The organism is Bifidobacterium choerinum, from assembly GCF_000741135.1.
In the GTDB taxonomy this organism is placed as follows: Bacteria; Actinomycetota; Actinomycetes; order Actinomycetales; family Bifidobacteriaceae; genus Bifidobacterium; species Bifidobacterium choerinum.
Genome location: NZ_JGYU01000002.1, coordinates 248314 through 271347, shown reverse-complemented (window position 1 = coordinate 271347; position 23034 = coordinate 248314). Strand labels below are relative to the sequence as shown.

Here is a 23034-nt window from a genome sequence, read left to right as displayed (position 1 = left end):
GCTTTCAGCGATTCCGAAGCCGTTTGCAATCCGGCGTCAAGCGATGTCCAATAATTATCGACTGAGATGGTTCCGTCAGCAAACGCGCGTTGCATGTGCACGCGCATCGAATCACATGAAGGACCATCATGACGAATCACGATCACGACATCCAGAACACCGCGACGAACGCGGACGAGACGCCGACGGTCGCGCAGCAGCCGGTCGATTCGACGAAGGCATACAACTACGATTTCACGCAGCGTCCGGCCACACCGATGTACACGGCGAGTCCGACGCCGCCGCAGAACGGCGCGACCACGCGCATCCATGACAAGCTGAGTGGCAAGATGACGGCGTTCATCGTCGGCATCAGCCTCGCCTGCGGTCTCGGCGCCGGCGTCGCTGGCAGCGCGATCACGAACGCGCTGCACGATTCCGGCCAGTCCGGGCGCCATATGGCACCGTTCGCGCACAGCACCGACGAGCAGCTCGAGCAACTGATGCCCGAAGACGGCGAAGGCGGCGACATGGGCGGCATGGATATGCGGGGCTTTGAAGGCGGCCGCGGCATGCGCGGCAACCGTCAACGTCTCGAGGGCCGTGACGGATCGGATTCGCGCGATTCCGACAAGTCCGACCGCAACGGCTCGGACGACTCCAGCGATTCCGATTCCAACTCCGAAAAGGAGAGCAGCTACGTGTGGTACGGTGACCTCCTCAACCTGTAAATCGCACCGCACTGCAAAAACTCACCACACTGCAAACCGCCCCAACGCCGCGCCCCGCCCGCGCGGCGTTCCCATCCCCACCCCCACCGCCCCCAGTTCGCCCAATACGGCAGTCCGTGATTGAAGTCAACTACAGACTGCCACCGATCAACCCTCCGGCGGCAGTACGCGATTGAGCTCAACCACTGACTGCCGCGGCCGCCACACACCCCACCGTTCAGCCTCCCCTCCCCGTGTTCTTCTTCAGCAAAAGCGTCCGCCGAAGCGGCGTCGCACAATGGTAGGAAGCAGCCGCAGCCACGGCATCGACACGCAAACGCTACAGCATCCGTAGCGCTACGTACACCGTAGCGTATAAGGTTGCTGTCCGTATGACGGCCGCCGACGCGCTGCCGTCGCGACCCGCACCATCAGAGCACCGAGGAACACGAGGAGCAGAGGCACCATGCGCAACATATGGTTCATTCTCGGCAGAGACCTCAAGCGTCTGCTGCGCGTCCCCACCGCCTGGGTCATCATCTTCGGCCTGACCTTCATCCCCCCGCTGTACGCGTGGTTCAACATTGTCGGCTTCTGGAACCCCTACGGCAGCACAAGCGGCATCCGCGTCGCCGTCGCGAACGACGACCGCGGCGCGAACAGCGACCTTATGGGCAAGCTCAAGCTTGGCGACCAGATTGAGGACACGCTCAAAAAGAACCATCAGCTCGGCTGGGACTTCATGAGCCGCGCCGAGGCGATGGAATGCGTCGAATCCGCACGATGCTACGCGGCGATCGTCATCCCGTCCGATTTCAGCGAGCGCATCGCCGACGTGCTCACCGACACCGCGAACCGCCCGCAGATCGACTACTACGTCAACGAAAAGGCGAACCCGGTCGCACCGAAAATCACCGGCGTCGGCGCGACGACCGTCGACCGCCAGATCAACAGCACCTTCGTCTCCACCGTCAGCGGCGTCCTCGGCGACATCGTCAACAAGACGAACACGAAGATCAAGGACGACTCCAATGCGACGGTCGCGAAGATGACGGCACAGCTGGACAAGACGAAATCCAACCTCGACGACGCGCGCGCGATGATCGCGCAGCTGCGCGAGACGCTCGGCAAGACGAAATCGAAGACGGCGGCGGCGCGCGAGGCGCTCGACGCCGTCACGGCGGCATCGACGAGCGCAAGCGACGGCCTGACGACGGCGGGCGACCTGCTGACAAAGTCGCAGGGCTCGATCAACACCTTCGCCGCGGACGCGTCGAACCAGCTGGACAAGGGCGGCAACCTGATGCTGCAGGCAACCGGCCGCGCGTCGACCGACGCGACGCGCGTCGCGAACGGCGTCCTCGCGGCGAGCGGCGCGACCAGCGCCGCCCTTGGCAACATGACGACGGTGAACGAGGACACGGCGCGGATCCTCGACGACCTGAAAAACCTGCCGGACAACCCATTGTCCGAGCAGATCAACGAGATCGTGACGCTGCTCGAGCAGGAGAACCGCAAATCCGCGCAGACGCTCGCCTCGCTCACCGAACTGAACAAATCGACGCAGCAAGCCGCGACGGACTCGCTCGCCACGATCAACCAGTTCTCGACGACGTCGACGTCGACGATCGACTCGCTCGCCGGCGCGCGCACGACGATCAACACGTCGGCGCTGCCGCAGCTCAACGCCGGCCTGAGCTCGCTCGCCGGCACGAGCGGCGCGCTCGCCGGCTCGCTCAACGGGCAGGCGTCGCTGTCGGCGCAGGCGAAGCTCGTGCTCGACCAGATCGACTCGATCAGCGACGACGCCGACGCGTCGCTCAAGAGCACCGACAGCCTGCTCAAGACCTTCACCGACCGTCTCGACACGACGTCGACCGATCTGCGCTCGCTTGCGAACACCGACCTGCTCGCGCAGTTCACCGGCACCGACGGCGACGTCGACGTCTCGCGCATCGCGAACTTCATGCTGTCGCCGACGGTGCTCAAGACGCACACGCTCTACCCGGTGGACACCTACGGCTCGGCGATGGCGCCGCTGTTCACGAGCCTCGCGCTGTGGGTCGGCGCGTTCATGCTGATGGTGCTCATCCGCCTCGAGGTCGACCACGAGGGCCTCGAAGGACGCGACCCGAAGATGTGGCAGACCTACCTCGCACGCTTCCTGCTGCTCGCACTGATCGCCGGCATGCAGGGCATCGTCTGCGCGATCGGCGACATCGTCGTCCATGTGCAGATGAAGAACGCGGCGCTGTTCATCTTCACCGCATGGTTCACGTCGATCGTCTACGTCTCGATCGCGTACGCATTGTCGGCGACCTTCATGCACGTCGGCAAGGCGCTCGTCGTCGCGCTCATCATGGTGCAGATCCCCGGCGCCTCCGGCCTGTACCCGATCGAGATGATGCCGGGCTTCTACCGTGCGCTCTACCCGATGTTCCCCTTCACCTATTCGATCGGCGCGTTCCGCGAGACGATCGGCGGCTTCTACGACGGCCACTGGGCGAAGGACATGCTGATGCTCGTGCTGTTCATGGCGATCGCCTTCGCGATCGGCCTGGGGCTGCGCCCGCTCATGTCGAACCTCAACCACCTGTTCTCGCGCGAGCTCAACGAGGCGGACATGGTCTACAGCGAACACGTCTACACGCCGACGCACAAGTTCAGCATCAGGCAGGCCGTCGCCGTGCTGTCGAACCAGGAGGACTACCGCAAGCAGGTGCAGGCGCGCGCCACGAGGTTCGCGCGACTCTATCCGAAGCTGATGCGCGGCGCGCTCGTCGCCGGCTTCATCGTGCCGGTCGTATTGTTCATCACGTTCTCGTTCACGAACGGCACGAAGCTCATCGCATTGGCGACGTGGATCGTATGGATCCTGTGCATCATCATCTTCCTGATGGTCGTCGAATCGATCCGCAACAGCCTGCGCCGGGCGGCCGAACTCGGCACGCTCGACAAGGACGCGCTGCGCGAGCTCGTGCTCAACCACGGCATCATCACGTTGCCGTCGAAGCCGAGATTCGCGAAGAGCTACGCGAAGGCCGCCAAGACGATCGCCGACGACGATGACGAGGAAGAAGAGGAAGAGGAAGAGGACGACATGAGCGACCTCGAGGACACGCTCGACCTCGATCTGCACGAGCTGCGCGAACGGCTCGAGAGGAGCGTGCACGGCCTGCGGCCGCACCACGGACAGCATGAGGGGAGGCATTCGGCATGAAGATGGTAGGCAGGATCTTCGTCGATGACGTCAGGCGGCTGACGAGCAACATCGCGTCGATCATCATCGTCATCGGACTGACCGTCATCCCCGGCCTGTTCACATGGTTCAACGTGGCCGCCTGCTGGGACCCCTTCGCGAACACGAAGAACCTGCAGTTCGCGATCGCGAACGAGGACGAGGGATACAAGGGCGATCTGCTGCCGATGCGCATCAACATCGGCGACGAGGTCGTCAACACGCTGCGTGCGAACACGCAGCTCGACTGGAACTTCACGAAGACGAAGCAGGAGGCGATCGACGGCACGAAATCCGGCAAGTACTACGCCGCCGTCATCATCCCGAAGGACTTCAGCAAGACGATGCTGACGTTCTTCTCGACCGACGCCGACCACGCTGTCCTCGGCTACTACAACAACGAGAAACTCAACGCGCTCGCGCCGAAGGTCACCGGGCAGGGCGCGGACACGATCGCCGCATCGATCAATGAGATGTTCGCGAAGACGATCACCGACACGGCGCTCAACGTCGCTTCGGCGATGGTCGACATGCTCGACAAGCCCGAGGCGAAGAACCGTCTGAACGATTTCAACTCCAGGATCGGCGACCTGTCCACGACGCTCTCCGACAGCGCGACGACGCTGCGCTCGTACAGCCAGCTCACCGGCTCCGCGCAGACGCTGATGTCGAGTTCGAAGAGCCTCGTCGCGCAGACGAAGTCGGGCGTCGACGACGCCGTCGGCGACCTGTCCGGCGCGAAGCAGTCGGTCACCGACCTGACCGGCGCGCTCGGCACGTCGACGAACGCGCTGCAGCAGGCGCTCGACGCGAGCTCGGCGAGCATGGAATCGCTCGCCGGCAGCATCGACACATTGTTCGGCAGCGTCGACGGCCAAGCGAATGCGGCGGCGGCCGCGATCACGAATATCTCGAAGAACGTCGCCGGCGAGGCGAAGGACTATGCGACGACGCGTGACCGGCTGCAGGACCTGCTCGACAAGTCGTCGCTGCCGCAGCACGGTGCCGTGCGCGCGCGCATCCAATCGCTCATCGACCGTCTCGACGCGGCCTCGACGACGCTGTCGCAGCTGTCGTCGCGCCTCGACGCGGCCGCCGCCGACATCACGAACCATGTGCAGGTCAACGGCGAGACGCGCGAGTCGATCAAGGACCTCGTCGCGCAGGCGAAATCGTCGGTCTCCGGCATCTCCTCCGATTTTGACGCATCGATCAAACCGGACCTCGACAAGATGAGCGCGTCCTTCGCGGACGCCTCCGGACAGCTGACGACGAGCGTGACGACGCTCAAAGGCGCGCTCGGCGACCTCGACTCCTCGACGGCGGCGGCCGACGAGCAGATCACGAAGGTGCGCAAGACGCTCGACGATGCCGCCGGCGACCTCGACACGGCGAGCACGAAGCTCGCCGACTTCAGCGGGCAGCTGACGAAGGCGCTCAACACCGGCGACATGGGCGTCGTCAAGCAGGTGCTCGCCGGCAACTCGTCGAAGCTGTCGAGTACGTTGTCGGCGCCGGTCGAGCTCAAGACGAAGGCATTGTTCCCGGTCGAGAACTTCGGCACGTCGCTGACGCCGTTCTACACGTTCTTGCCGCTGTGGGTCGGCGCGATCCTGACGGCGGTGACGCTCAAGGTGAACCTGTCGAAGAAGCGGCAGCTCGAACTCGGCGATCCGAAGCCGTGGCAGCAGTTCCTCGGCCACTACTTCGTGTTCGGCATCATCGTGCTGCTGCAGGCGACGTTCTCGCTCGCCGGCACATTGCTGTTCCTGCGCGTGCAGGCCGTGCATCCGTGGCTGTTCATGCTCGACGGCTGGTTCAGCGCGATCGTCTACTCGTTCTTCACATATACGCTCATCGCGAGCTTCGGCAACGTCGGCAAGGCGATCGCCGTGCTGTTCCTCGTCATGCAGATCTCCGGCTCGGACGCCGCGTATCCGTTGGCGATCCTGCCGCACTTCCTCAGCGACGTCAGCCCGTGGCTGCCGGTCACCTATTCGACGGCCGCGCTGCGCAGCGCGATCGCCGGCATCTACCAGAACGACTACTGGATCGCGATGGGCAAGCTCGCGCTGTTCCTCGTGCCGCTGCTCATCATCGGCTTCGGCCTGCGCCGTGGCCTGATCCGCTTCAATCTGTGGTATGAGCGCAAGGTCGAAAGCACGAAGCTCATCAGTTGACCTGCGCCCGGCCACATCCGTTTTCCCGGGCCAGAGAAGATCAAGAAGCAAGAAGAAGGTCATGAACGCATCAGCACAGCCGTCTAACGGCGGCCATACGGCCGCCGCGGCGCGGCATACGGAACGGCACGAGCAGCGCCGCGAGCAGACCGACGACAAGATCATGCGCGCGACGTTGGAGATCCTCATCGCGCAGGGCATCGGCGCCGTCACGATCGAGTCGGTCGCGCGCAAGTCCGGCGTCGCGAAGACGACGATCTACCGGCGCTTCGCGAACAGCGACGACCTCATCCGGCATCTGACGCACACGCTCGAGCTTCCGATCGACTTCGACGGCATCGAACCGGACCGCGACGGGCTCGAAGCGGCGCTGCGGCGCCTCGTCGACCGTTTCGACGAGAACATCGGGCTCACGGCAGTCGGCATCGTATTGTCGTCGAGCAACGACCGGCTGCGCGAGGTCGCCGACAACGTCATCCGCCCGGTCTGCAGGCATTTCGCCGCGTTCCTCGCGCGCGGCGCCGAACGCGGCGTCTACCGCAAGGGACTGGATGCGCCGTTCCTGTTCCGCATGACGCTCGGCTCGATGCTCGCCTGCAAGGCGCTCGGCGCACCCGGCGACGGCTCGCACGACGCCTGGGCCTCGCATATGGCCGCGCTGCTGTGGCCGACGGTCCGCGCCTGACCGACCTGACGTCGCCTGATTTTCAGCAACTTCACAGCATGTTCCAGACTTGCTTCAAGATACCGGTGGTTATATTGAAGACATCAGCCGCAAGGTTGACATAATCGAAAAACTTTCTTCCTTCCCTTTCCCCTCTCTCGGAGGCCCGGCTTCTTCCCTTCGGCCGGGCCTCTTTTCTTTGCCCGTGACGCACCGCGCAGTATCGTCTATCGACGCCGACGCCTGCCGAATCGCCGCGCGAGCCAATAGCCGCCCAATGCGCCGCCGATGAACAGCAGCACCGGCGCCATCGACGCGAACGTCGCGAGCACGCCGCTGGCGCCGCTCGAAATCTGTCCGGTCACGTTGCCGACGATGCCATCGAGCGTCCCGTCATTGACGATGTTGTGGAAGTATCCGTACAGCATCGGCGCCGTCGTCCCCGCTACCATCGCGAGCGCGTACCACCACATCGCACGCCGCGAACGCTGCCGGTACAGCAGTGCGCCGCCCGCCGCCGGCGAGAGGATGAACGAGCTCACGCCGCTCAACGGCGTGTACAGCGCGTCCGCGTCGGGCATCAGCGGAACGCGCCCGACGAGCGCCATCGACGCCGCGAACACGGCCGCCGACGTGACCGCCGTTCGATGCCGCCGGTAGAATCTCCGCACGCTGCGCCACGCACTCACGCCCGTTCCTCGCTTTCCTTCGCCCGAACATCTGTTCGACGTCCTCCTCATTATGCCCACCGTGTCATCCAAGCGCAAATCCCCGTCCGTGCCTGCGCCGTACCCTTGTGCCATGCACAGTTCCGATTCCGCAATCCTCGAATCCCAGAAGCCGGAGACCCATGTCTCCTCCCCGCGCCGCTACGGCTGGCAGATCGTCGGCGTGCTCGCCGTCTGCGGCGCGACGGCCTTGGGCGTCGCCGTGCTGCTCGCGCATGACGGGCCGCTGCCGATGGACACGGCGGTCTACGCATGGCTGTCCGCGCATGTCATCTCGCCGTCATTGACGCCCGCCGTCATCGTGTTCACGCAGATGTCCGGCGTCGCGACGCTCATCGGGCTCACCGTCGTCATCCTCGGTGCCGCCTGCGCGCTGCGGCGTTGGCGCATCGGCGTCGCCGTGGCCGTCAATCTCGCCGTCGAGGCGACGCTCAACGAGATCTTCAAACGTATCGTCGCGCGCCCGCGTCCGCCGCTCGATCATCGACTGATCGCCGAGCAGGGCTTCAGCTTCCCCTCCGGCCACGCGATGGCGTCGACGGCGTTCTACGGTTTCCTCATCTACCTCGTCTACCGCTATTGGCGGCGCGCGGTCAAATGGGTCGCGATCGTGCTGCTCGCGCTCATCCCGCCGATCGTCATGGCCACGCGCGTCTATCTGGGCGTGCACTACGCGAGCGATGTGCTCGCCGGCTGCCTGTATTCGATCGCCTATCTGACGCTGCTGTCGATCCCGATCATGGAGCTCACATTGCTGCCCGCGGATTCCGGGGATCGCTGATGGACAGGCGTTTCCACAGGCCGCCCGCATGGATTTCGTGGGCGCTCGGCCTCGTCGCGATGCTCGACATCCTTCCGCTGCTCGTCACCGCGTTTTTCGTGGTCATCGCCGCCGAGAACCATGTCTCCGACCGGCCGCCCGATTGCGACCCCGACCATTGCCCGGCGACGCCCGAGCAGAACAGCCGCGATCTGGCGATCATGTGCTGGTCGGTCGTGTTCTGGCTCGCGGCCGTCTATCTGATCTACCGACTGCTGCTCGCGTGCCTTGACGCGCGCTGCACATGCAACGAACGTCTGATAGCGGCCGCACTGTGCGTCGCGGGCATGGCGGCAATCTTGACGATTACGTACCGCACCCTCGGCCCCTGGGTGCAGCACAACGACTTCATCACCACCTACGTCGCCGCCGCGCTCGCGCTCGCCTGTTTCCCCGCCTACCTCGCCGTACGCCACCAGTATTTCAGGTCCCTGCCGCCGGAGCCGGCCTAACGTGCATGACGTGCATCGGCCGGGGGCGGCACATCCATGCAAATCGGCAGCCGACGGTCTGCGCCACACATATGCCCCTCGCCGCCGCAACCGCCGCAGCCGTCGCATTACTCGATAGTCGCTGCGAACTATCGGGTAATGCGGCGGCGACCATAGCCACGCACTCCTCTCATGTGCAATTGCGATCATCCATGATTGATTATGTGCCCAATTCCTGATTCTCTGTGTGCTTTTGTACCATCTCCACCCCATACCCCCGGCGTCATCCCACCCGGCCAACACAGCGCGCGCATCACGCGACAATTCGCCCGAACAACCGAGTTATGCACAGGAGCGACTAGCCACAATACCGCCGCACCAACTATCCATATCTGCTGTTTATATCATCCGAAACCTTGCATCGATTTCGCGCACGATGGGTTTATACTGGCACCCAACAATGCAATCGCAACAATGGGGTACTGAGGGGGCACTATGAGCGACGATTCTTCCGACCACCGCAACGACCAACTCGACCAACTCGACCGACCCGTTGCAGACGCCGATTTCTTCGACGCGGCGTTCGTCGTCGTCGCCGGCGTGCTCGCGGCGATCATCATCCCGATCATCGGCGCCTCCCACCGCCGTCAGCAGCAGGCGCACGCGACCGCCCTCACCGACTGCACAGCCGCGCAACGCGAGTTCGCCACACTCAACACCACCTACACGACGACGATCTCGTCCGCGGGCAAGCTCGCGCGCGGCGACGAGGCGAAGACGGTCAGCGAGGAGCATGCCACGGCGCTCACGAGCAAGATCGACCACATCGACGACACCCACACCGTCTCCTCGCTGACCACGGCGAACTGCGCAGCGGATATGAGCACCGCCGCGCTCACCGACCTCGCCGGCAGGTTCACGATCGCGAACACGAGCATGGTGAACCGCATGCGCGACGTGCAGACCGACGCCGACACATTGAAGCAGCTCGTCGAAGGCGCGCGCAACGCCGACCGCCGCGGCGAGCTGCAGAAGGAGCTCACATTCGCAAACACCGTCTATGCGCGCTCCGAGAACCACGCGCCCGTCGATCTGCGCACGGCGCTGCAGGCGCAGATCGAGCAGGCGAAGGCAATGCTCGAACCGACCGCCACGGCGACGAACGCACAGATCAACGATGCGCTCGCCGCGTTGACGAAGGCCACCGACGCCGTCGTCGCCGCGATGCCGCTCGACTGCGAACTGACCGCATGCGTCGCGCTCACCTTCGACGACGGCCCGAACAAGCAGGTGACGCCACGGCTGCTCGACGCGCTGCACGCAGCGGACGCCCCGGCCACGTTCTTCGTGCAGGGACAGTTCGTTTCGGGCAGCAACAAGCAGCTGCTCGCGACGATGGCCGCACAGGGCCATGAGATCGGTTCGATGAGCTGGAGGCATAGGCAGCTGCACACGTTGTCCGCCGACGAACTCGGCAGATGGTTCCACGACACCGACGAGGTCATCGAGGACGCCGGCGTCGCCAAGCCGACGTTGTTCCGGCCGCCGGACGGCGCATGGAGCGAGGACGTCGTCGACACCGCCCGCGCCGACGGCCAGTCGGTAATCCTGTGGAACGTCGACGCGCGCGACTGGGACGCGAAGACGAGCGCCGACGACATCGCGAACAATGTGCTCAACAGTGCGTCCGCCGGCGCGATCATCGCATTGCATGACGGCAACGAACGCACCGTCGAGTCGATCCCGCAGATCGTCAGCGGCCTGCGCGAGCGCGGCTTCCATCTGGTCACCGTCTCCCAGCTGCTCACCGACGAGCTCGACCCGGGCACCGTGTTCTATGCGCGCGGCGACACGGCGCAGGACAGCCTGCCGCAGAACGGCAACAAGCCCACCCGCTGACGGCCTGCCTGCTCAGCACACTTCCTCAATATAGTGCGCCGCGGCCGCCGAATCCAGGCGGCCGCGGCGCACTGCGCTACTGCGCGAGCGAGAACTGCGCGTTGTAGATGTCGGCGTAGAAGCCGCTGCGCGCGAGCAGCTCGTCGTGCGTGCCGCGTTCGACGATGTCGCCGTCCTTCATGACGAGGATCATGTCGGCGTCGCGGATCGTGGACAGGCGGTGCGCGATGACGAAGCTCGTGCGCCCTTCGGTGAGCTTGTCCATCGCCGTCTGAATGAGCTCCTCGGTGCGCGTGTCGACCGAGCTCGTCGCCTCGTCGAGGATCAGGATCGGCGAATCCTGCACCATCGCGCGCGCGATCGTCAGCAGCTGCTTCTGCCCCTGCGACAACGTCGCCGACTCGTCGAGCACGGTGTCGTAGCCGTCCGGCAGCGACATGATGTACCGATGCAGACCGACGGCCTTGCAGGCGGCGACGACCTGCTCGTCGCTGACGCCCTCCTTCGCGTACACGATGTTCTCGCGCACGGTGCCGCGGAACACCCACGTGTCCTGCAGCACCATCGAGAACTGGTCGTGCACGTTCCAGCGCGGCACGTCCTTCGTGTCGATGCCGTCGATCGTGATCCTGCCGCCGCTGATCTCGTAGAAACGCATCAGCAGGTTGACCATCGTCGTCTTGCCGGCGCCGGTCGGCCCGACGATCGCCACCTTGTGCCCCGGTTCGACGTCGGCGGAGAAGTCGTGGATGATCAGTCGGTCGGGGTCATAGCCGAACCTGACGTGCTCGAAGCGCACACGGCCCTCGACCGGCGTGATCTCGCCGTCGGAGCCCATGCCGAGCAGCGGCTGCTTGCCGCTTTCGTCGGCGAGTTCGGGCTCGTCGAGGAACGTGAACACCCGTTCGGCGCCGGCGGCGCAGCGCTGCAGGTTCTGGAAGGCCTGCGCGAACTGCGACAGCGGCTGCGTGAAGAATCGGATGTACATCATGAACGCGACGATGACGCCGAATTCAATGCGTCCGCTCATCGCGAGCCATGCGCCGACGACGCAGACGACGACGTAGCCGAGGTTGCCGACGAGGTTCATCATCGGCATCATCAGGCCGGACAGGAACTGGCTCTTCCATCCCGACTCGTAGAGGTCGTTGTTGTAGCGTTCGAAGCGGCGGATCGCGTCGGCCTCGCCGCCGAACGCCTTGACGACGACGTGGCCGCTGTACATCTCCTCGACGTGGCCGTTGACGTCGCCGAGCGCAGCCTGCTGCCGGGCGAAGTACCGCTGGGAACACCGCATGACGGCAAGCATGAGCGCCATGCCGACGATGCTCGCCGCGATCGCGCACAGCGCGAGCAGCCAGTTGTTCGCGAACATCATGACGAGCGCGCCGAAGAACAACGTGACCGACGTGATCAGCGAGCCGAGCGACTGTCCGAGCGTCTGCCCGACGGCGTCGACGTCGTTCGTGATGCGGCTCATCACGTCGCCGTTGCTGTGCTCGTCGAAATACTTGAGCGGCAGCTTGTTCATCTTGACGTCGATCGCCGCACGCAGACGCTGCGCCGTGCGCTGCGTGACCGTCGCCATCATCCAGCTCTGCACGTACGAGCACAGCGCGTATGCGACATACAGCGCGACGAGCGTCCATGCGATGCGCGTGACGGCGTTCATGTCGATTGATCCGAGCACCGGCTTGCCGTTGATGAGCGCCGGCAGCCCCTTCGTGATCTCGTCGGTCATGTCACCCAGATAATCCGGGCCGATGATCTGGCAGATGGTGCCGGCGATGCCGAGGATCAATGCGACGATGATCGCCGGGATGTACCGGCGACTGAAGCGCATCAGCTCCTTGAGCGCGCCGCCGAAGTCGTCCGCTTTCTCGGTGGGGGCGCCACCGCGCGGACCGTGAGGACCCATGGGCATGGTTGTGTGTTCCTTCCGTTCAAACGACTGTTTCACATGAAACCTGCGGTTGTGGCAGGTTCAGGCGCCGAGCTCCTCGTCGCTCAGCTGCGAATGCGCGATCTGCTGGTAGACCTCGCAGGTCTCGAGCAGTTCGCGGTGCGTGCCCTTGCCGACGAGCTTGCCGTCGTCGAGCACAAGGATGCAGTCGGCATCCATGATCGTGCCGACGCGCTGCGCGACGATGATCTTCGTCGCGTCCTTCGCATACGCCTTGAGCGCGTCGCGCACAACGCGATCGGTCTTGAAATCGAGCGCCGAGAACGAATCGTCGAAGATCATGATCTCCGGATTGCGGTAGACGGCGCGCGCGATCGACAGACGCTGACGTTGACCGCCGGACACGTTCGTGCCGCCCTGCGCGATCGCCGCGTCGAAAGCGCCCTGCATCTTCTCGACGAATTCGGTCGCCTGCGCGACGTCGCACGCCTGCTCGACGCGGTTCTCCTCCTGCGCGCTGAGCGCACGCTCCTCGTCGGCCTTGAGCATCGCACGTTCCGCCTTGCGGCCGCTCGCGCGCGACGCGTCGAGCATCGGCACATCCTCGGATTCGCCGGGACGGTCGCCGTAGCTGACGTTCGACGCGACGGTGCCCTTGAACAGGAACGACTGCTGCGGCACATAGCCGATCTTGTCACGCAACGTTCGCAGGTCGTAGTCGCGCACGTCGACGCCGTCGACGAGCACTGCACCGTCGGTCGCGTCGTAGAATCGCGGCACAAGATTGATCAACGACGATTTGCCGGAGCCGGTCGCACCGATGATCGCGATGGTGTCGCCCTGATTCGCCGTGAAACTGATGCCTTCGAGCATCGCCTCGCGCGAATCGGGATAGGCGAAGCTCACGTCGCGGAACTCGACCATGCCGGCGACCTCGAGATCGTCGCGGTAGTCGGCGTCGTCGGAATCATCGATGACGCCGGCCTCCCTCGCCTCGGCCACGGTCAGGCCACGGTCGCGCGTGCCGGACGTGACGAGCGGCTCGGTGTCGATGACCTCCATGACGCGGTGCGCGGAGACGTCGGCGCGCGGCCACAGCACGAAGACCATGCTCATCAGCAGGAAGCTCATGATGACCTGGATCGCGTAGCTCGAGAAGACGATCATGTTCGAGAACAGCGTGAGCTTCTCGGTGGCGCCGGCGTCCTGGATCAGATAGGCGCCGATCCAGTAGATCGCGAGCGACAGGCCGTTCATGATCGTGCTCATCAGCGGCATCATGACGCTCATCGCACGGTTCGTGAATAGCTGCGTGTTCGTCAGCGCCGCGTTCGCATCCTCGAACTTCTCCTCCTGGTAATCCTCGGCGTTGTAGGCGCGCACGACGCGCATGCCGGTGAGGTTCTCGCGCGCGACGAGGTTGATGTCGTCGGTCAGCCGCTGCATCGCCTTGAACTTCGACATGACGAAGGCCATGAGCAGCGCCACGGCGGCGAGCAGCACGGCGACGGCGATGCCGGTCGCGAGCGTCCATTCGAAGCCGTCGCCGGCGATCTTGCAGACGGCCCAGACGGCCATGATCGGCGCTTTGATGAGCATCTGCAGGCCCATCGTGATGAACATCTGGATCTGCGTGACGTCGTTCGTCGAGCGCGTGATGAGGCTCGCCGTCGAGAAACGGTGCATCTCGGAGGGGCCGAAGGACTCGACCTTGCGGAACTCGAGCGAACGCAGCCGCTGCCCGAAGGACGCGGCGACGCGCGCGGCGAAGTATCCGGTGATGACGGCGCAGACGAGCGAGCCGAAGGAGACGAGCAGCATCTTGCCGCCGGCGACCCAGATGTCATGCATCTGGCTGCCCGGCGTCTCGACGAGTCGGGTGATCTCCGCCATGTAGCTCGGTAGCTCGAGGTCGAAGTACACCTGACCGACGATCGTGACGAACGACAACAGCAGCTGGCCGATCTCCGTCTTGGAGAGGTATTTCATGATTCGTAGCATTGGTTTTCCTTATACTGTAAGGTTTTCGCGCCGATAGTGGCGCCGTGTTCCTGCGCATATGACGGCGGGGTCGCGGCGCGGGATGCGGATGGACGGGATGGATGTGTTGCGTCAGCGCGCGGAGGAGCCGTCCTGTTCGGTTTCAGCGGTCGCTCCCTGCGCGAACCAGCAATGGGGCGGACCACCCGGCATGCAGTCATGACCGCCGGCGCGCGCCATCTCGACCATCCGATCATGCAGACGCCGATTGCGCTCGAAGGCCACCTGCACCTGCTCGGCCGTCGGCCGCTCCTCCTGCGGGTCGCAGATCGACAGATAGGTCATGAATTCGCCGAGCAGACCGACGAAATCGCGTGTACGCCGCTCGCCCATCTGCGAGAACACCCATTCAAGCCTTTTGACGAGTGCGTCGCCATGGGCTTTGACCATATGGCGGCCCTCGTCGGACAGTTCGACGACGACGCTGCGCCGGTCCTCCGGATCCCCGGTGCGCACGATCCATCCTTTTTTGCCCAGGCTGGACAGAATCGACGAGATGCGTCCCGACGTCGCCCCCATCGCCTCCGCGAGCTGCGTCGGCGTGCGCGCTCCCCGGAACAGCAGCTCGCGCAGCACGAACATCTCGCCTTGCGCGCCACGCTCGAAGGCACGCGTCGCCCGCGAGCGCGACGCCCACATCGTGAACATCACCTCATGCACGGCTTCCAACGTGTAGTCCATCATCACCTCCGTAATCGCTGGCGGTCAATTTATCTTGCACTGTAAGTTACTTACACTGTAAGACAACGGAGGCGGGTGGATAAGTGAGAGTAAGTGAGGGATGGGTGGATAGGCAGATGTTTTGCAGGTGCGCCCACCTACAAAAGGCCGCCAACAGCACCAGCAACGGTCGTCCATGCGTGAGCGCACCAACAGAATGCCAGCGGCAGCATCAACGGTGGCCGTCTCTGGGTGCGCTCGCCTACAGATTGCCATTGTCTCCGCCAACAGCGGTCGCCTACGGGTGAGCTCACCAACAGAATGCCGCCAGCAGCACCAACAACGGTCGTCCATACGTAAGCACACCCGCAGAATGCCGTCGACAGTGCCGCAAACGGTCGTTTGCAGGTGAACTCACCCATAAACGGCCGCCGACGGTAGGAAAAACGGCAGTCTGTGAGTAGATACACTCACAAACTGCCGTTGGAGACCAGCGTCTCAGTACTTCAGTGCTTCAACGCTTCGCGCAGGCCGCGACTGGAGTAGCGGTCATGCAGCAGGCAGTAGCCGCCGAAGACGACGAGCCACACGAGGGCGGCGATCGCAGGGCCACGCGTGTCGGCGCCGATGAACAGCGTCGCATAGATGAACACGAAGAAGCAGATCGTCAACGGATCGAACACACGGTAGGCGGGCATCAGGAATCCGTCGGCCATGAACTGCGGCGAATTGCGATAGCGGTAATGCGCGACCATCGTCAGGATGTAGATGAAGATGAACACGGCGGAGGCGGCCGACGAGAACAGCACGAAGGCGCCGGAGACGCCGGGCATCGCCGACAGCGCCGGAGACAGCAGGATCAGCGCGCCGGAGACGATGATCGCGCGCGCCGGCACCTTCGTCTTCGAGACGGTGCCGAGCTTGCCCAGCGTCGGCGAATTGGATTCCTCGCCGATCTGGAACAGGTGGCGTCCCGCCGAATACAGCAATGAGTTGAGCGACGACGCGGCGGCGGTCAATACGACGAAGAACACGGCGGCCGCGGCCCAGTGCAGGCCGGCGAATTCGAACACCATGATGAACGGGGACGAGAACTGGTTGCCGTTGTCGTTTGTCATGAAGTTACGCCACGGCACAATCGCCATGATCGCAAGCAACGCGCCGACGTAGAACACGAGCACACGCAGGATGATGCCGTTGATCGCCTTCGGCAGCACCTTGCGCGGGTTCTTCGTCTCGGAGACGGTCACGCCGACGAATTCGATCATCGTGTAGGAGAAGAAGACCATCTGGAAGCTCATCAGCATCTGCGTCCAACCATTCGGCGTAAGCGAGAAGCCGTCAACGATATTCGTGAGCGATGCCTGACCGGCCGGATACGTCTGATTGGAGCCGGGCAGCGTCGTCGTGCCGTACCGGTAGCCGGCGATGACCATGATGATCGACGTGACGATGAGCGCGAGGATCAGGAAGATCTTGATCATCGAGAACCAGAACTCGGTCTCGCCGAACAGCTTGACGGCGATCAGATTCACGCCCACCAACGCAGCGAGGAACAGCAGTTCGATGAGCCACTGCCATGATTTGAGTTCGAAGCCAATCGTATGGAAGAACGTCACACAGTACTGCCCCACCGCCGAAAGCTCGGTCATGCCGGTCAGGATCAATACGAGCCAGTACGTCCACAACGCGAATTTGCCGGTGCCGTTGCCCAGATACATGCGGATGAAGTTGATGAAGGTGTGCTGGCTCGGGTCACGGTACATCAGTTCGCCGATTGCACGCATCATCAGGAACATGACGCCGCCGACGAGAATGTAGACAAGCACGATGCTCGGCCCGTCGAGCGCGATCGACTTTCCCGATCCGAGGAACAGGCCGGTGCCGATCGCGCCGCCGATCGCGATGAACTGCACATGACGGTTCGTCAGTCCGCGCTCCATCTCGTTGTCTCGGTCGACGGTCCCGAGCGAATCGTTCACGGCCTCCTCGCGGTCGAGGCCGGAGGATGCCGCAGGTTGTTGGATATTCGACATAATACGTTCGACTGTAGCCGCCGTCTGTTGCATGCCGTTCGCACTGCGCATACTCGCGGCGGGCGTATAGCATGCGGGCAGCGCGAACACTGCCATCGACGTCGACCACGACCGGCTCGGTCAACGGCAGGCGCAGGCGCGCGGATACTGCGAGCATGCGGTCGCGCAGTCCGCACAGCCCACATGACTCGCACGGCCACGCAGCCTATTCGACCGACTTCAGCGAACTGACCGGATCGATGCGGTCGAGGACGGGGTCGACGAACAACTGCACGAGCAACGCGAAGGCGAGCGTCGCCACAACGGTGATGACGTAGCTCCACCAGAAGATGTGCACTTCGAAATACAGCCCCGGCATGTTGAGCGCGCCGGTGAGCAGGCCGGCGACCCACCGTCCGAGCGGCAGGCCGATGATGATGCCCATGACCGTCAGCACCATCATCTCGCGGTTGACGTAGTGGTGCACTTCCTTGTCGTAGAAGCCGAGCACCTTGAGCGTGGCCATCTCGCGCATGCGTTCCGACACGTTCGTATGCGCGAGCGTGAACAGCACGACGAGCGCGAGGCTGCCCGCGAGCGCGACAATCAGTCCGACGACCGCGCCCATCAGATCGAACTTGAAGTCCTTCGCCTGCAGTGCCGTCGAGCTTGCACTCAGCACGATGGCTTCGTTCTCGAGCTGCTGCGCGTACTTGATCTGCGCGTCGTCGTCGCCTTTGAGCTTGGCGTAGACGCTGTTCCAGGTGATCGCCGGCTGCTCGTCCGAGCCGTCCCCGGCTGTGGACGCCGGGAACATCCTGTGGTACAGATCCTCCGAAACGAAGGTCTCGGCGCCGATGAGGCTGCGCGTGACGGCGCTCACCTTGACGCGGTGCGGCTGCGAGCCGCCGTCCGCGCGCAGCATGATCTCGTCGCCGGCCTTCACGCCGAGCGACTGTGCGGCCGACTGCGCGACGATGACGCCGTCATCGCCGAGCTTGGCCGACTGGCCGCCGCCGCGCATCCAGCCGAAGATCGATTCGCTGCGCGCCGGTTCGAGCCTGAACATCGTGTTGAGTTCGCCGATCTGCTTCTGCGGGACGATCGTCAGCTGCACCGACGTGCTACTGCCGTCGCCGTTCGTGATCTCGCCGTTTTCAACGCGCGTTTGCATGATGGCCGTCGTCTTGCCGTCCTGGACGAGCTTGTCGTGCAGCGTCTTCTCGTCGCCGTCGTTGGCCATCACGAACATGTCGTACTGGTCGATGCCCCGGTACTGGTTGGGGCCGAGCGCTGCGACCGTGTCGTTGATCGCCAGGCCACACAGGATCAATGCGGCGCATCCGGCCACGCCGCCGACCGTCATGACGAGACGCGACTTGAAGCGGAAGATGTTGCGCGCCGTCACCTTGTTGAGGAAGCTCATATGCCTCCATAGCGGACGGATATGCTCGAGCAGGATGCGCGAGCCAGCCTTAGGCGCCTTCGGACGCATCAACGTGGCCGGCATCTGCCGCATGTCACGGATCGACGCGAACAGCGCCGCGCCGAGCACGCCGACGACGAAGAGCAGGATGCCCATCGAGCCGTACAGCCAGTCGTATTCGAGCCGCAGATCGGGAATCGCATACAGCCCGTGGATGACGACGAGCAGGAAGGCCGGAATGCCAAGGAAGCCGATGAGCAGCCCCAGCCCGCCGCCGAGCAGGCAGGCCAGCAACGCGAACAGCGCATAGCGCAGCGTGATCGTCACGCGTCCATAGCCGAGTCCCAGATAGGTGCCGATGAGACCGCGGTCCTCCTCGACGAGTCGGCTCATCGTCGTCAGGCTCATCATGACGGCCACGATGAGGAACACGATCGGGAACGCGTTGCCGAGCGACCGGATCGAGCTGATGTCCGATTTGAGCGAGCTGAAGCCGCTCAGCGCGGTTCGCGACTGCACATACCAGCGCGGCGCGATGTCGTCGATCTGCTGCTGCTCCGCGGTGAAGCGATCGCCGGCGTCGTTGCGCTGCGTATTGATCTTCTGCTGCGCCTCCTTGAGCTGCGCATCCCCCTGCGCCCACTGCCGCTGCGCGTCGGCGAGCTGCGCCGGCATCGGCATGCCCACCGGCACCTGCGCGGCCTGCGCATCGAGCAGTTTGAGTTGGTCGTCGAGCTGCGTGCGCTGCGCATCGAGCTGCGCCTGCGCCTTGTCGATCTGCGCGTACGCCTGCGCCTTCGCCTTGTCGAGCTCGTCCTGCGCGCTGCGCTGCAGCGCCTCGCGCCTCACCTCCTCGCGCCTGGGCTGCACGGTGCGCTCGATCGTCGACATCGTCGAGGACACGAGCGCATCGTAGTCGTCGGTGAACGCATCCTTGTTCTCGGCGTCGGTCAGCCGCATGACGACGGCGCCATAGACCTGCGGATCGGCGTCGAAGATCCGCTCAAGCGACCCCGGCGCCACGTAGAAGGTGTAGTCGTTCGCGACCGCCGTGCGGAACGCGGATCCTGAATACCCGTCCGGGTCCGACAGGTCCGACGGGTCGGTGACGACACCGACAATCTTCAATTTGTGCACGGCGTCGGCTTTGTCGGCTGTGTTATCTTCATCGGCTTTGCCGTCTTCGCCTGCTGCATCAGTCGCGTCGGAGGCAGTCACGTCGATGACGTCGCCGAGCTTATGGTGCGTATCGTGCGTGAACTGCCCGGTGACGGCCACTTCATCGGCGGACTTCGGCAGCCGTCCCTCGCGCACATACGGCGCATCGACCGTCGCCGCGCCGTCCGATGGTTCGCGCATCGTCGCGTTGAACCGGCGGCCCGCGTCGCCGTCGACGGTCACTCGTTCCATGCGCACGCCGACGGCATCGCCGACGCCGTCGACCTGCCGCAACGCATCCATGTCCTCATCGGTCAGCCCCATCGTCGAGACGACCTGGACGTCGTGCAGCCCCTGCTGCTCGTAGAAGCGGTTCGCCGCGATGAAGGTGTCGCGGCAGCCCGCGTAGATGCCGGTGAGCACGGCCACGCCGAGCATCGAAATGATCAGAATCGAGAGGAACGGCTTCCATGCATGCAGCCATGAACGCCATGTATCCAACAGGAAGGCCGAGCCGAGCGGTTTCGCGCCGCCGCGCTCGCGTGCGTCACGTCCAGCCATCATCGTCACCTCACCATTCGATCTCGCTGATCGGCGTCGAATGGTCGTTGGTCTCCTGGCTGACGACCTTGCCGGAACGGAAACGGATGACCTTGTGCGCCATCGGCGCGAGCGCCGAGTTGTGCGTGACGATGAGCACCGTCATGTGCTCGTCGTGGCAGATGTCCTGCAGCAGCTGCAGCACCTCCTTGCCGGTCTCGTAGTCGAGCGCGCCGGTCGGTTCGTCGCACAGCAGCAGCTTCGGCTTCTTCGCGACGGCGCGCGCGATCGAGACGCGCTGCTGCTCGCCTCCGGACAGCTGCGCCGGGAAGTTGTCGAGTCGGTCGCCCAGACCGACCTTCTCCAGCGTCTGCGCCGGATCGAAATGGTCGGTGCAGATCTGCGAGGCCAGTTCCACGTTCTCCAGCGCCGTGAGGTTGGGGATCAGGTTGTAGAACTGGAAGACGAAGCCGATGTCGTTGCGTCGGTAGGTGATCAGGTCGTGGTGGTTGAGGTCGGTGACGTCGCGGCCGCCGACGACGACTCTGCCCGACGTGGCCGTGTCCATGCCACCGAGGATGTTGAGCGCCGTAGTCTTGCCGGCTCCGGACTGCCCGAGGATGACGCTCAGTTCGCCGCGGTCGGCCGTGAAGCTCGCATCGTCGAGCGCGCGGATCGTGGTGTCCCCCGCCGGGTACTCCTTGACCACATCATCGAATTCGATGTACGCCATCGCTTGCTCCTTCCGCTCCGGTGCGGCCTCGCGCCGAGTTCCATCGCTCCGGCATCCGGCGCCGAACCGCCGCACGCCTTCCGTGACATCGTGTTGTACACTAGTAAATCAACACAGTGTTGTTTTCGCAACTACCAGTTGGATAGTGTGTCGCCGTGACGGCGGACGCGAAGGAGGACGAGGGCATCATGGCAAAGGCGCTGACGGAAAGCCGTCGCACACGATACACGCGCACGGTCATCGAGGATTCGCTCATCGAACTGCTGCGCGAGAAACCCCTGAGCGCCATCACCGTGAGCGAAGTGTGCGCCAAGGCGGACGTCAACCGCTCTACGTTCTACGCCCACTACGACGATCTGCCGGATCTGCTGGGCACAATCGAGAACGAGACCTTCTCCTGGCTGTCCGCCACCTTCGACGACATGCTCGAGCAGGCCGAGCGGCAGCACGCCATCGGCGCCGAACTCGACAACGCGATCGTGCAGGTCTGCCGGTACATCGCGCAGAACAAACGCCATCTGCAGGTCCTGCTGAGCCCCCGCGCCGACGTCGACTTCCAGCGACGCCTCATCGGCCTGATCTACGAGCGCTACGACCGCATCGCCGTGACGCTCCCCGACTCGCAAAGCGCCCTCGAGGACGTCATGCGCACGCAGTTCGCCATCCACGGCAGCCTCGGCCTCATCCAGTACTGGCTGGAGACCGATCTGCAGGCCACCCCGGAGGAGATCGCCCAGACCATCATCAGCATGGGCATGCCTCACGAGACCGCGTCGGACACATCGGCGCACTAGCCGCCGTTATCAGCGATTTTCGTTGGAATTCCGCCATTGGGCAATGGTGTCCTATGTCCATCTACCGGTCAGCGCCCGAGTTCTCGGCCTATGTCCGGCGAAGATGTACGTGTCGCCGCCAACGCAGTGCCATGCTGATGCTCGAAAGCACTCCACGACCGACGGAAGGAAAGGCACGATGAACCAGAAGCATATCGGTACGTTCCTCAGGGAGCTTCGGCTTGAGCACAGCCGGACGCAGCAGCAGCTCGCGGATCAGATCGGCGTCTCCAACCGGAGCGTGTCCCGTTGGGAGACCAGATCGACGATGCCCGACCTTTCGCTGCTCGTGCTGCTTTCAGAGATCTATGGAATCAGCGTCGACGAAATCCTCGACGGCGAAGGGAAAGGTGACGAAATGATCGACAACACGACGATGGGCAAAGTGGCGGACTACAACGCGCAGATCAACGAAAGGCGGAACCATCGCATGACGGTGCTGTTCTCGCTCGCATTCGTGATGTTCGCGACGTACTGCATCATCGAGGCGAACGGCTTGGCCGACACGGCGCCGTGGTCCCATGTGGCGGAGGCGTGCCTCGGTTTCGTCGCCGGCATGCTGGCGCTTGGCGCGCTGTACGCCTCCGGCAGCATGCAGCAGATCGCGAAGGCGAAGCCGCGCCTGCGCGGCAAGAAGAACGACGAGCCGACGCGCTGACTACGCCGCACGCGGCCAGCTCCGGCATGGTGCGTGAATCGCCATACGCATCGCCAACCACCCGACTTGCGCGCATATCACCGGAACGTCCGCCGCATATCTCGATATTTCCTCGACTATCACGAGATATGCGGCGGACGCCCCGATGTTCTCCTCGTCATGGGCGATCCAACCGAGCGATTCCGATTGATTTCAAACGGATATGTGCGTATGGTCAACCACCATGTGCGCATTTGTGCGTTTCCCCGAACACACTAACCATCCTGCCGCCGCACGCGACGCATCACTCGACGACATCGCCGAAAACGCGAGTTATGCAATAGCGGTCGCCTTAAGCTTCAATCGACCAGCCTTCCCGATTACACGCCGCCATCTGCCCATCCGTGCGATGGTGGCCGCCGCGCGGATGGGCAGATGAC

17 protein-coding genes are annotated in these 23034 nt (G+C 63.9%); 10 read left to right on the top strand and 7 right to left on the bottom strand.

What is annotated here, in order from left to right; all coding sequences use genetic code 11:
* Positions 1-128: 128 nt before the first annotated feature.
* The 4 genes from BCHO_RS02125 to BCHO_RS02110 all read left to right on the top strand — a co-directional run bounded on the left by BCHO_RS02125 (position 129) and on the right by BCHO_RS02110 (position 6792).
* Positions 129-710, top strand: coding sequence for a hypothetical protein (locus BCHO_RS02125; protein WP_024541441.1), 582 nt, complete (start codon positions 129-131; stop codon positions 708-710).
* Positions 711-1155: 445 nt separating this feature from the next.
* Entirely contained in the window at positions 1156-3909 is a 2754-nt protein-coding gene (locus BCHO_RS02120; protein ID WP_024541442.1) for a YhgE/Pip domain-containing protein, read from the top strand.
* Complete coding sequence (locus tag BCHO_RS02115) at positions 3906-6107, top strand: YhgE/Pip domain-containing protein (protein WP_024541443.1); 2202 nt, start codon at positions 3906-3908, stop codon at positions 6105-6107. Before BCHO_RS02120 ends, BCHO_RS02115 begins: the two co-directional genes overlap by 4 nt.
* A 61-nt stretch (positions 6108-6168) precedes the next feature.
* Positions 6169-6792, top strand: a complete 624-nt coding sequence (locus BCHO_RS02110; protein WP_024541444.1) for a TetR/AcrR family transcriptional regulator — start codon at positions 6169-6171, stop codon at positions 6790-6792.
* A 206-nt stretch (positions 6793-6998) separates the two neighbouring features.
* On the opposite strand, the gene BCHO_RS02105 is transcribed toward BCHO_RS02110, so the two are convergent.
* Positions 6999-7460 carry a hypothetical protein gene (locus tag BCHO_RS02105; RefSeq protein ID WP_024541445.1) on the bottom strand — a complete coding sequence of 154 codons (462 nt, stop codon included), beginning with the start codon at positions 7458-7460 and terminating at the stop codon, positions 6999-7001.
* A 112-nt stretch (positions 7461-7572) separates the two neighbouring features.
* On the opposite strand from BCHO_RS02105, the gene BCHO_RS02100 reads away from it, so the two are divergent.
* The 3 genes from BCHO_RS02100 (at position 7573) to BCHO_RS02090 (ending at position 10649) form a co-directional block, all read left to right on the top strand.
* Positions 7573-8280, top strand: coding sequence for a phosphatase PAP2 family protein (locus BCHO_RS02100; protein ID WP_024541446.1), 708 nt, complete (start codon positions 7573-7575; stop codon positions 8278-8280).
* Positions 8280-8771: a hypothetical protein gene (locus BCHO_RS02095; protein ID WP_024541447.1), complete on the top strand. Its 492-nt coding sequence runs from the start codon at positions 8280-8282 to the stop codon at positions 8769-8771. Before BCHO_RS02100 ends, BCHO_RS02095 begins: the two co-directional genes overlap by 1 nt.
* 474 nt (positions 8772-9245) lie before the next feature.
* Entirely contained in the window at positions 9246-10649 is a 1404-nt protein-coding gene (locus tag BCHO_RS02090; RefSeq protein WP_024541448.1) for a polysaccharide deacetylase family protein, read from the top strand.
* A gap of 76 nt (positions 10650-10725) precedes the next feature.
* On the opposite strand, the gene BCHO_RS02085 is transcribed toward BCHO_RS02090, so the two are convergent.
* The 6 genes from BCHO_RS02085 to BCHO_RS02060 all read right to left on the bottom strand — a co-directional run bounded on the left by BCHO_RS02085 (position 10726) and on the right by BCHO_RS02060 (position 21124).
* Positions 10726-12573: an ABC transporter ATP-binding protein gene (locus BCHO_RS02085; RefSeq protein ID WP_099721045.1), complete on the bottom strand. Its 1848-nt coding sequence runs from the start codon at positions 12571-12573 to the stop codon at positions 10726-10728.
* Positions 12574-12633: 60 nt separating this feature from the next.
* A complete protein-coding gene (locus tag BCHO_RS02080) occupies positions 12634-14553 on the bottom strand; it encodes an ABC transporter ATP-binding protein (protein WP_024541450.1) in 1920 nt (639 codons plus the stop codon).
* A 111-nt stretch (positions 14554-14664) separates the two neighbouring features.
* The gene (locus BCHO_RS02075) at positions 14665-15273 is read right to left on the bottom strand and encodes a MarR family winged helix-turn-helix transcriptional regulator (protein ID WP_024541451.1); all 609 of its coding nucleotides are present in this window, start codon (positions 15271-15273) and stop codon (positions 14665-14667) included.
* Between the two features lie 485 nt (positions 15274-15758).
* Positions 15759-17288, bottom strand: a complete 1530-nt coding sequence (locus BCHO_RS02070; protein ID WP_024541452.1) for an amino acid permease — start codon at positions 17286-17288, stop codon at positions 15759-15761.
* 205 nt (positions 17289-17493) lie between these two features.
* Entirely contained in the window at positions 17494-20412 is a 2919-nt protein-coding gene (locus BCHO_RS02065; protein ID WP_160271591.1) for an ABC transporter permease, read from the bottom strand.
* 10 nt (positions 20413-20422) lie between these two features.
* Complete coding sequence (locus BCHO_RS02060; protein WP_024541454.1) at positions 20423-21124, bottom strand: ABC transporter ATP-binding protein; 702 nt, start codon at positions 21122-21124, stop codon at positions 20423-20425.
* Positions 21125-21279: 155 nt separating this feature from the next.
* Here BCHO_RS02060 and BCHO_RS02055 point away from each other — a divergent pair, with 155 nt between their 5' ends.
* The 3 genes from BCHO_RS02055 (at position 21280) to BCHO_RS09160 (ending at position 23033) form a co-directional block, all read left to right on the top strand.
* A complete protein-coding gene (locus BCHO_RS02055; protein ID WP_232513872.1) occupies positions 21280-21918 on the top strand; it encodes a TetR/AcrR family transcriptional regulator in 639 nt (212 codons plus the stop codon).
* A gap of 178 nt (positions 21919-22096) precedes the next feature.
* Positions 22097-22615, top strand: coding sequence for a helix-turn-helix transcriptional regulator (locus BCHO_RS08695; protein WP_024541456.1), 519 nt, complete (start codon positions 22097-22099; stop codon positions 22613-22615).
* 223 nt (positions 22616-22838) lie between these two features.
* The gene (locus BCHO_RS09160; RefSeq protein ID WP_152595878.1) at positions 22839-23033 is read left to right on the top strand and encodes a hypothetical protein; all 195 of its coding nucleotides are present in this window, start codon (positions 22839-22841) and stop codon (positions 23031-23033) included.
* Position 23034: the final 1 nt, after the last annotated feature.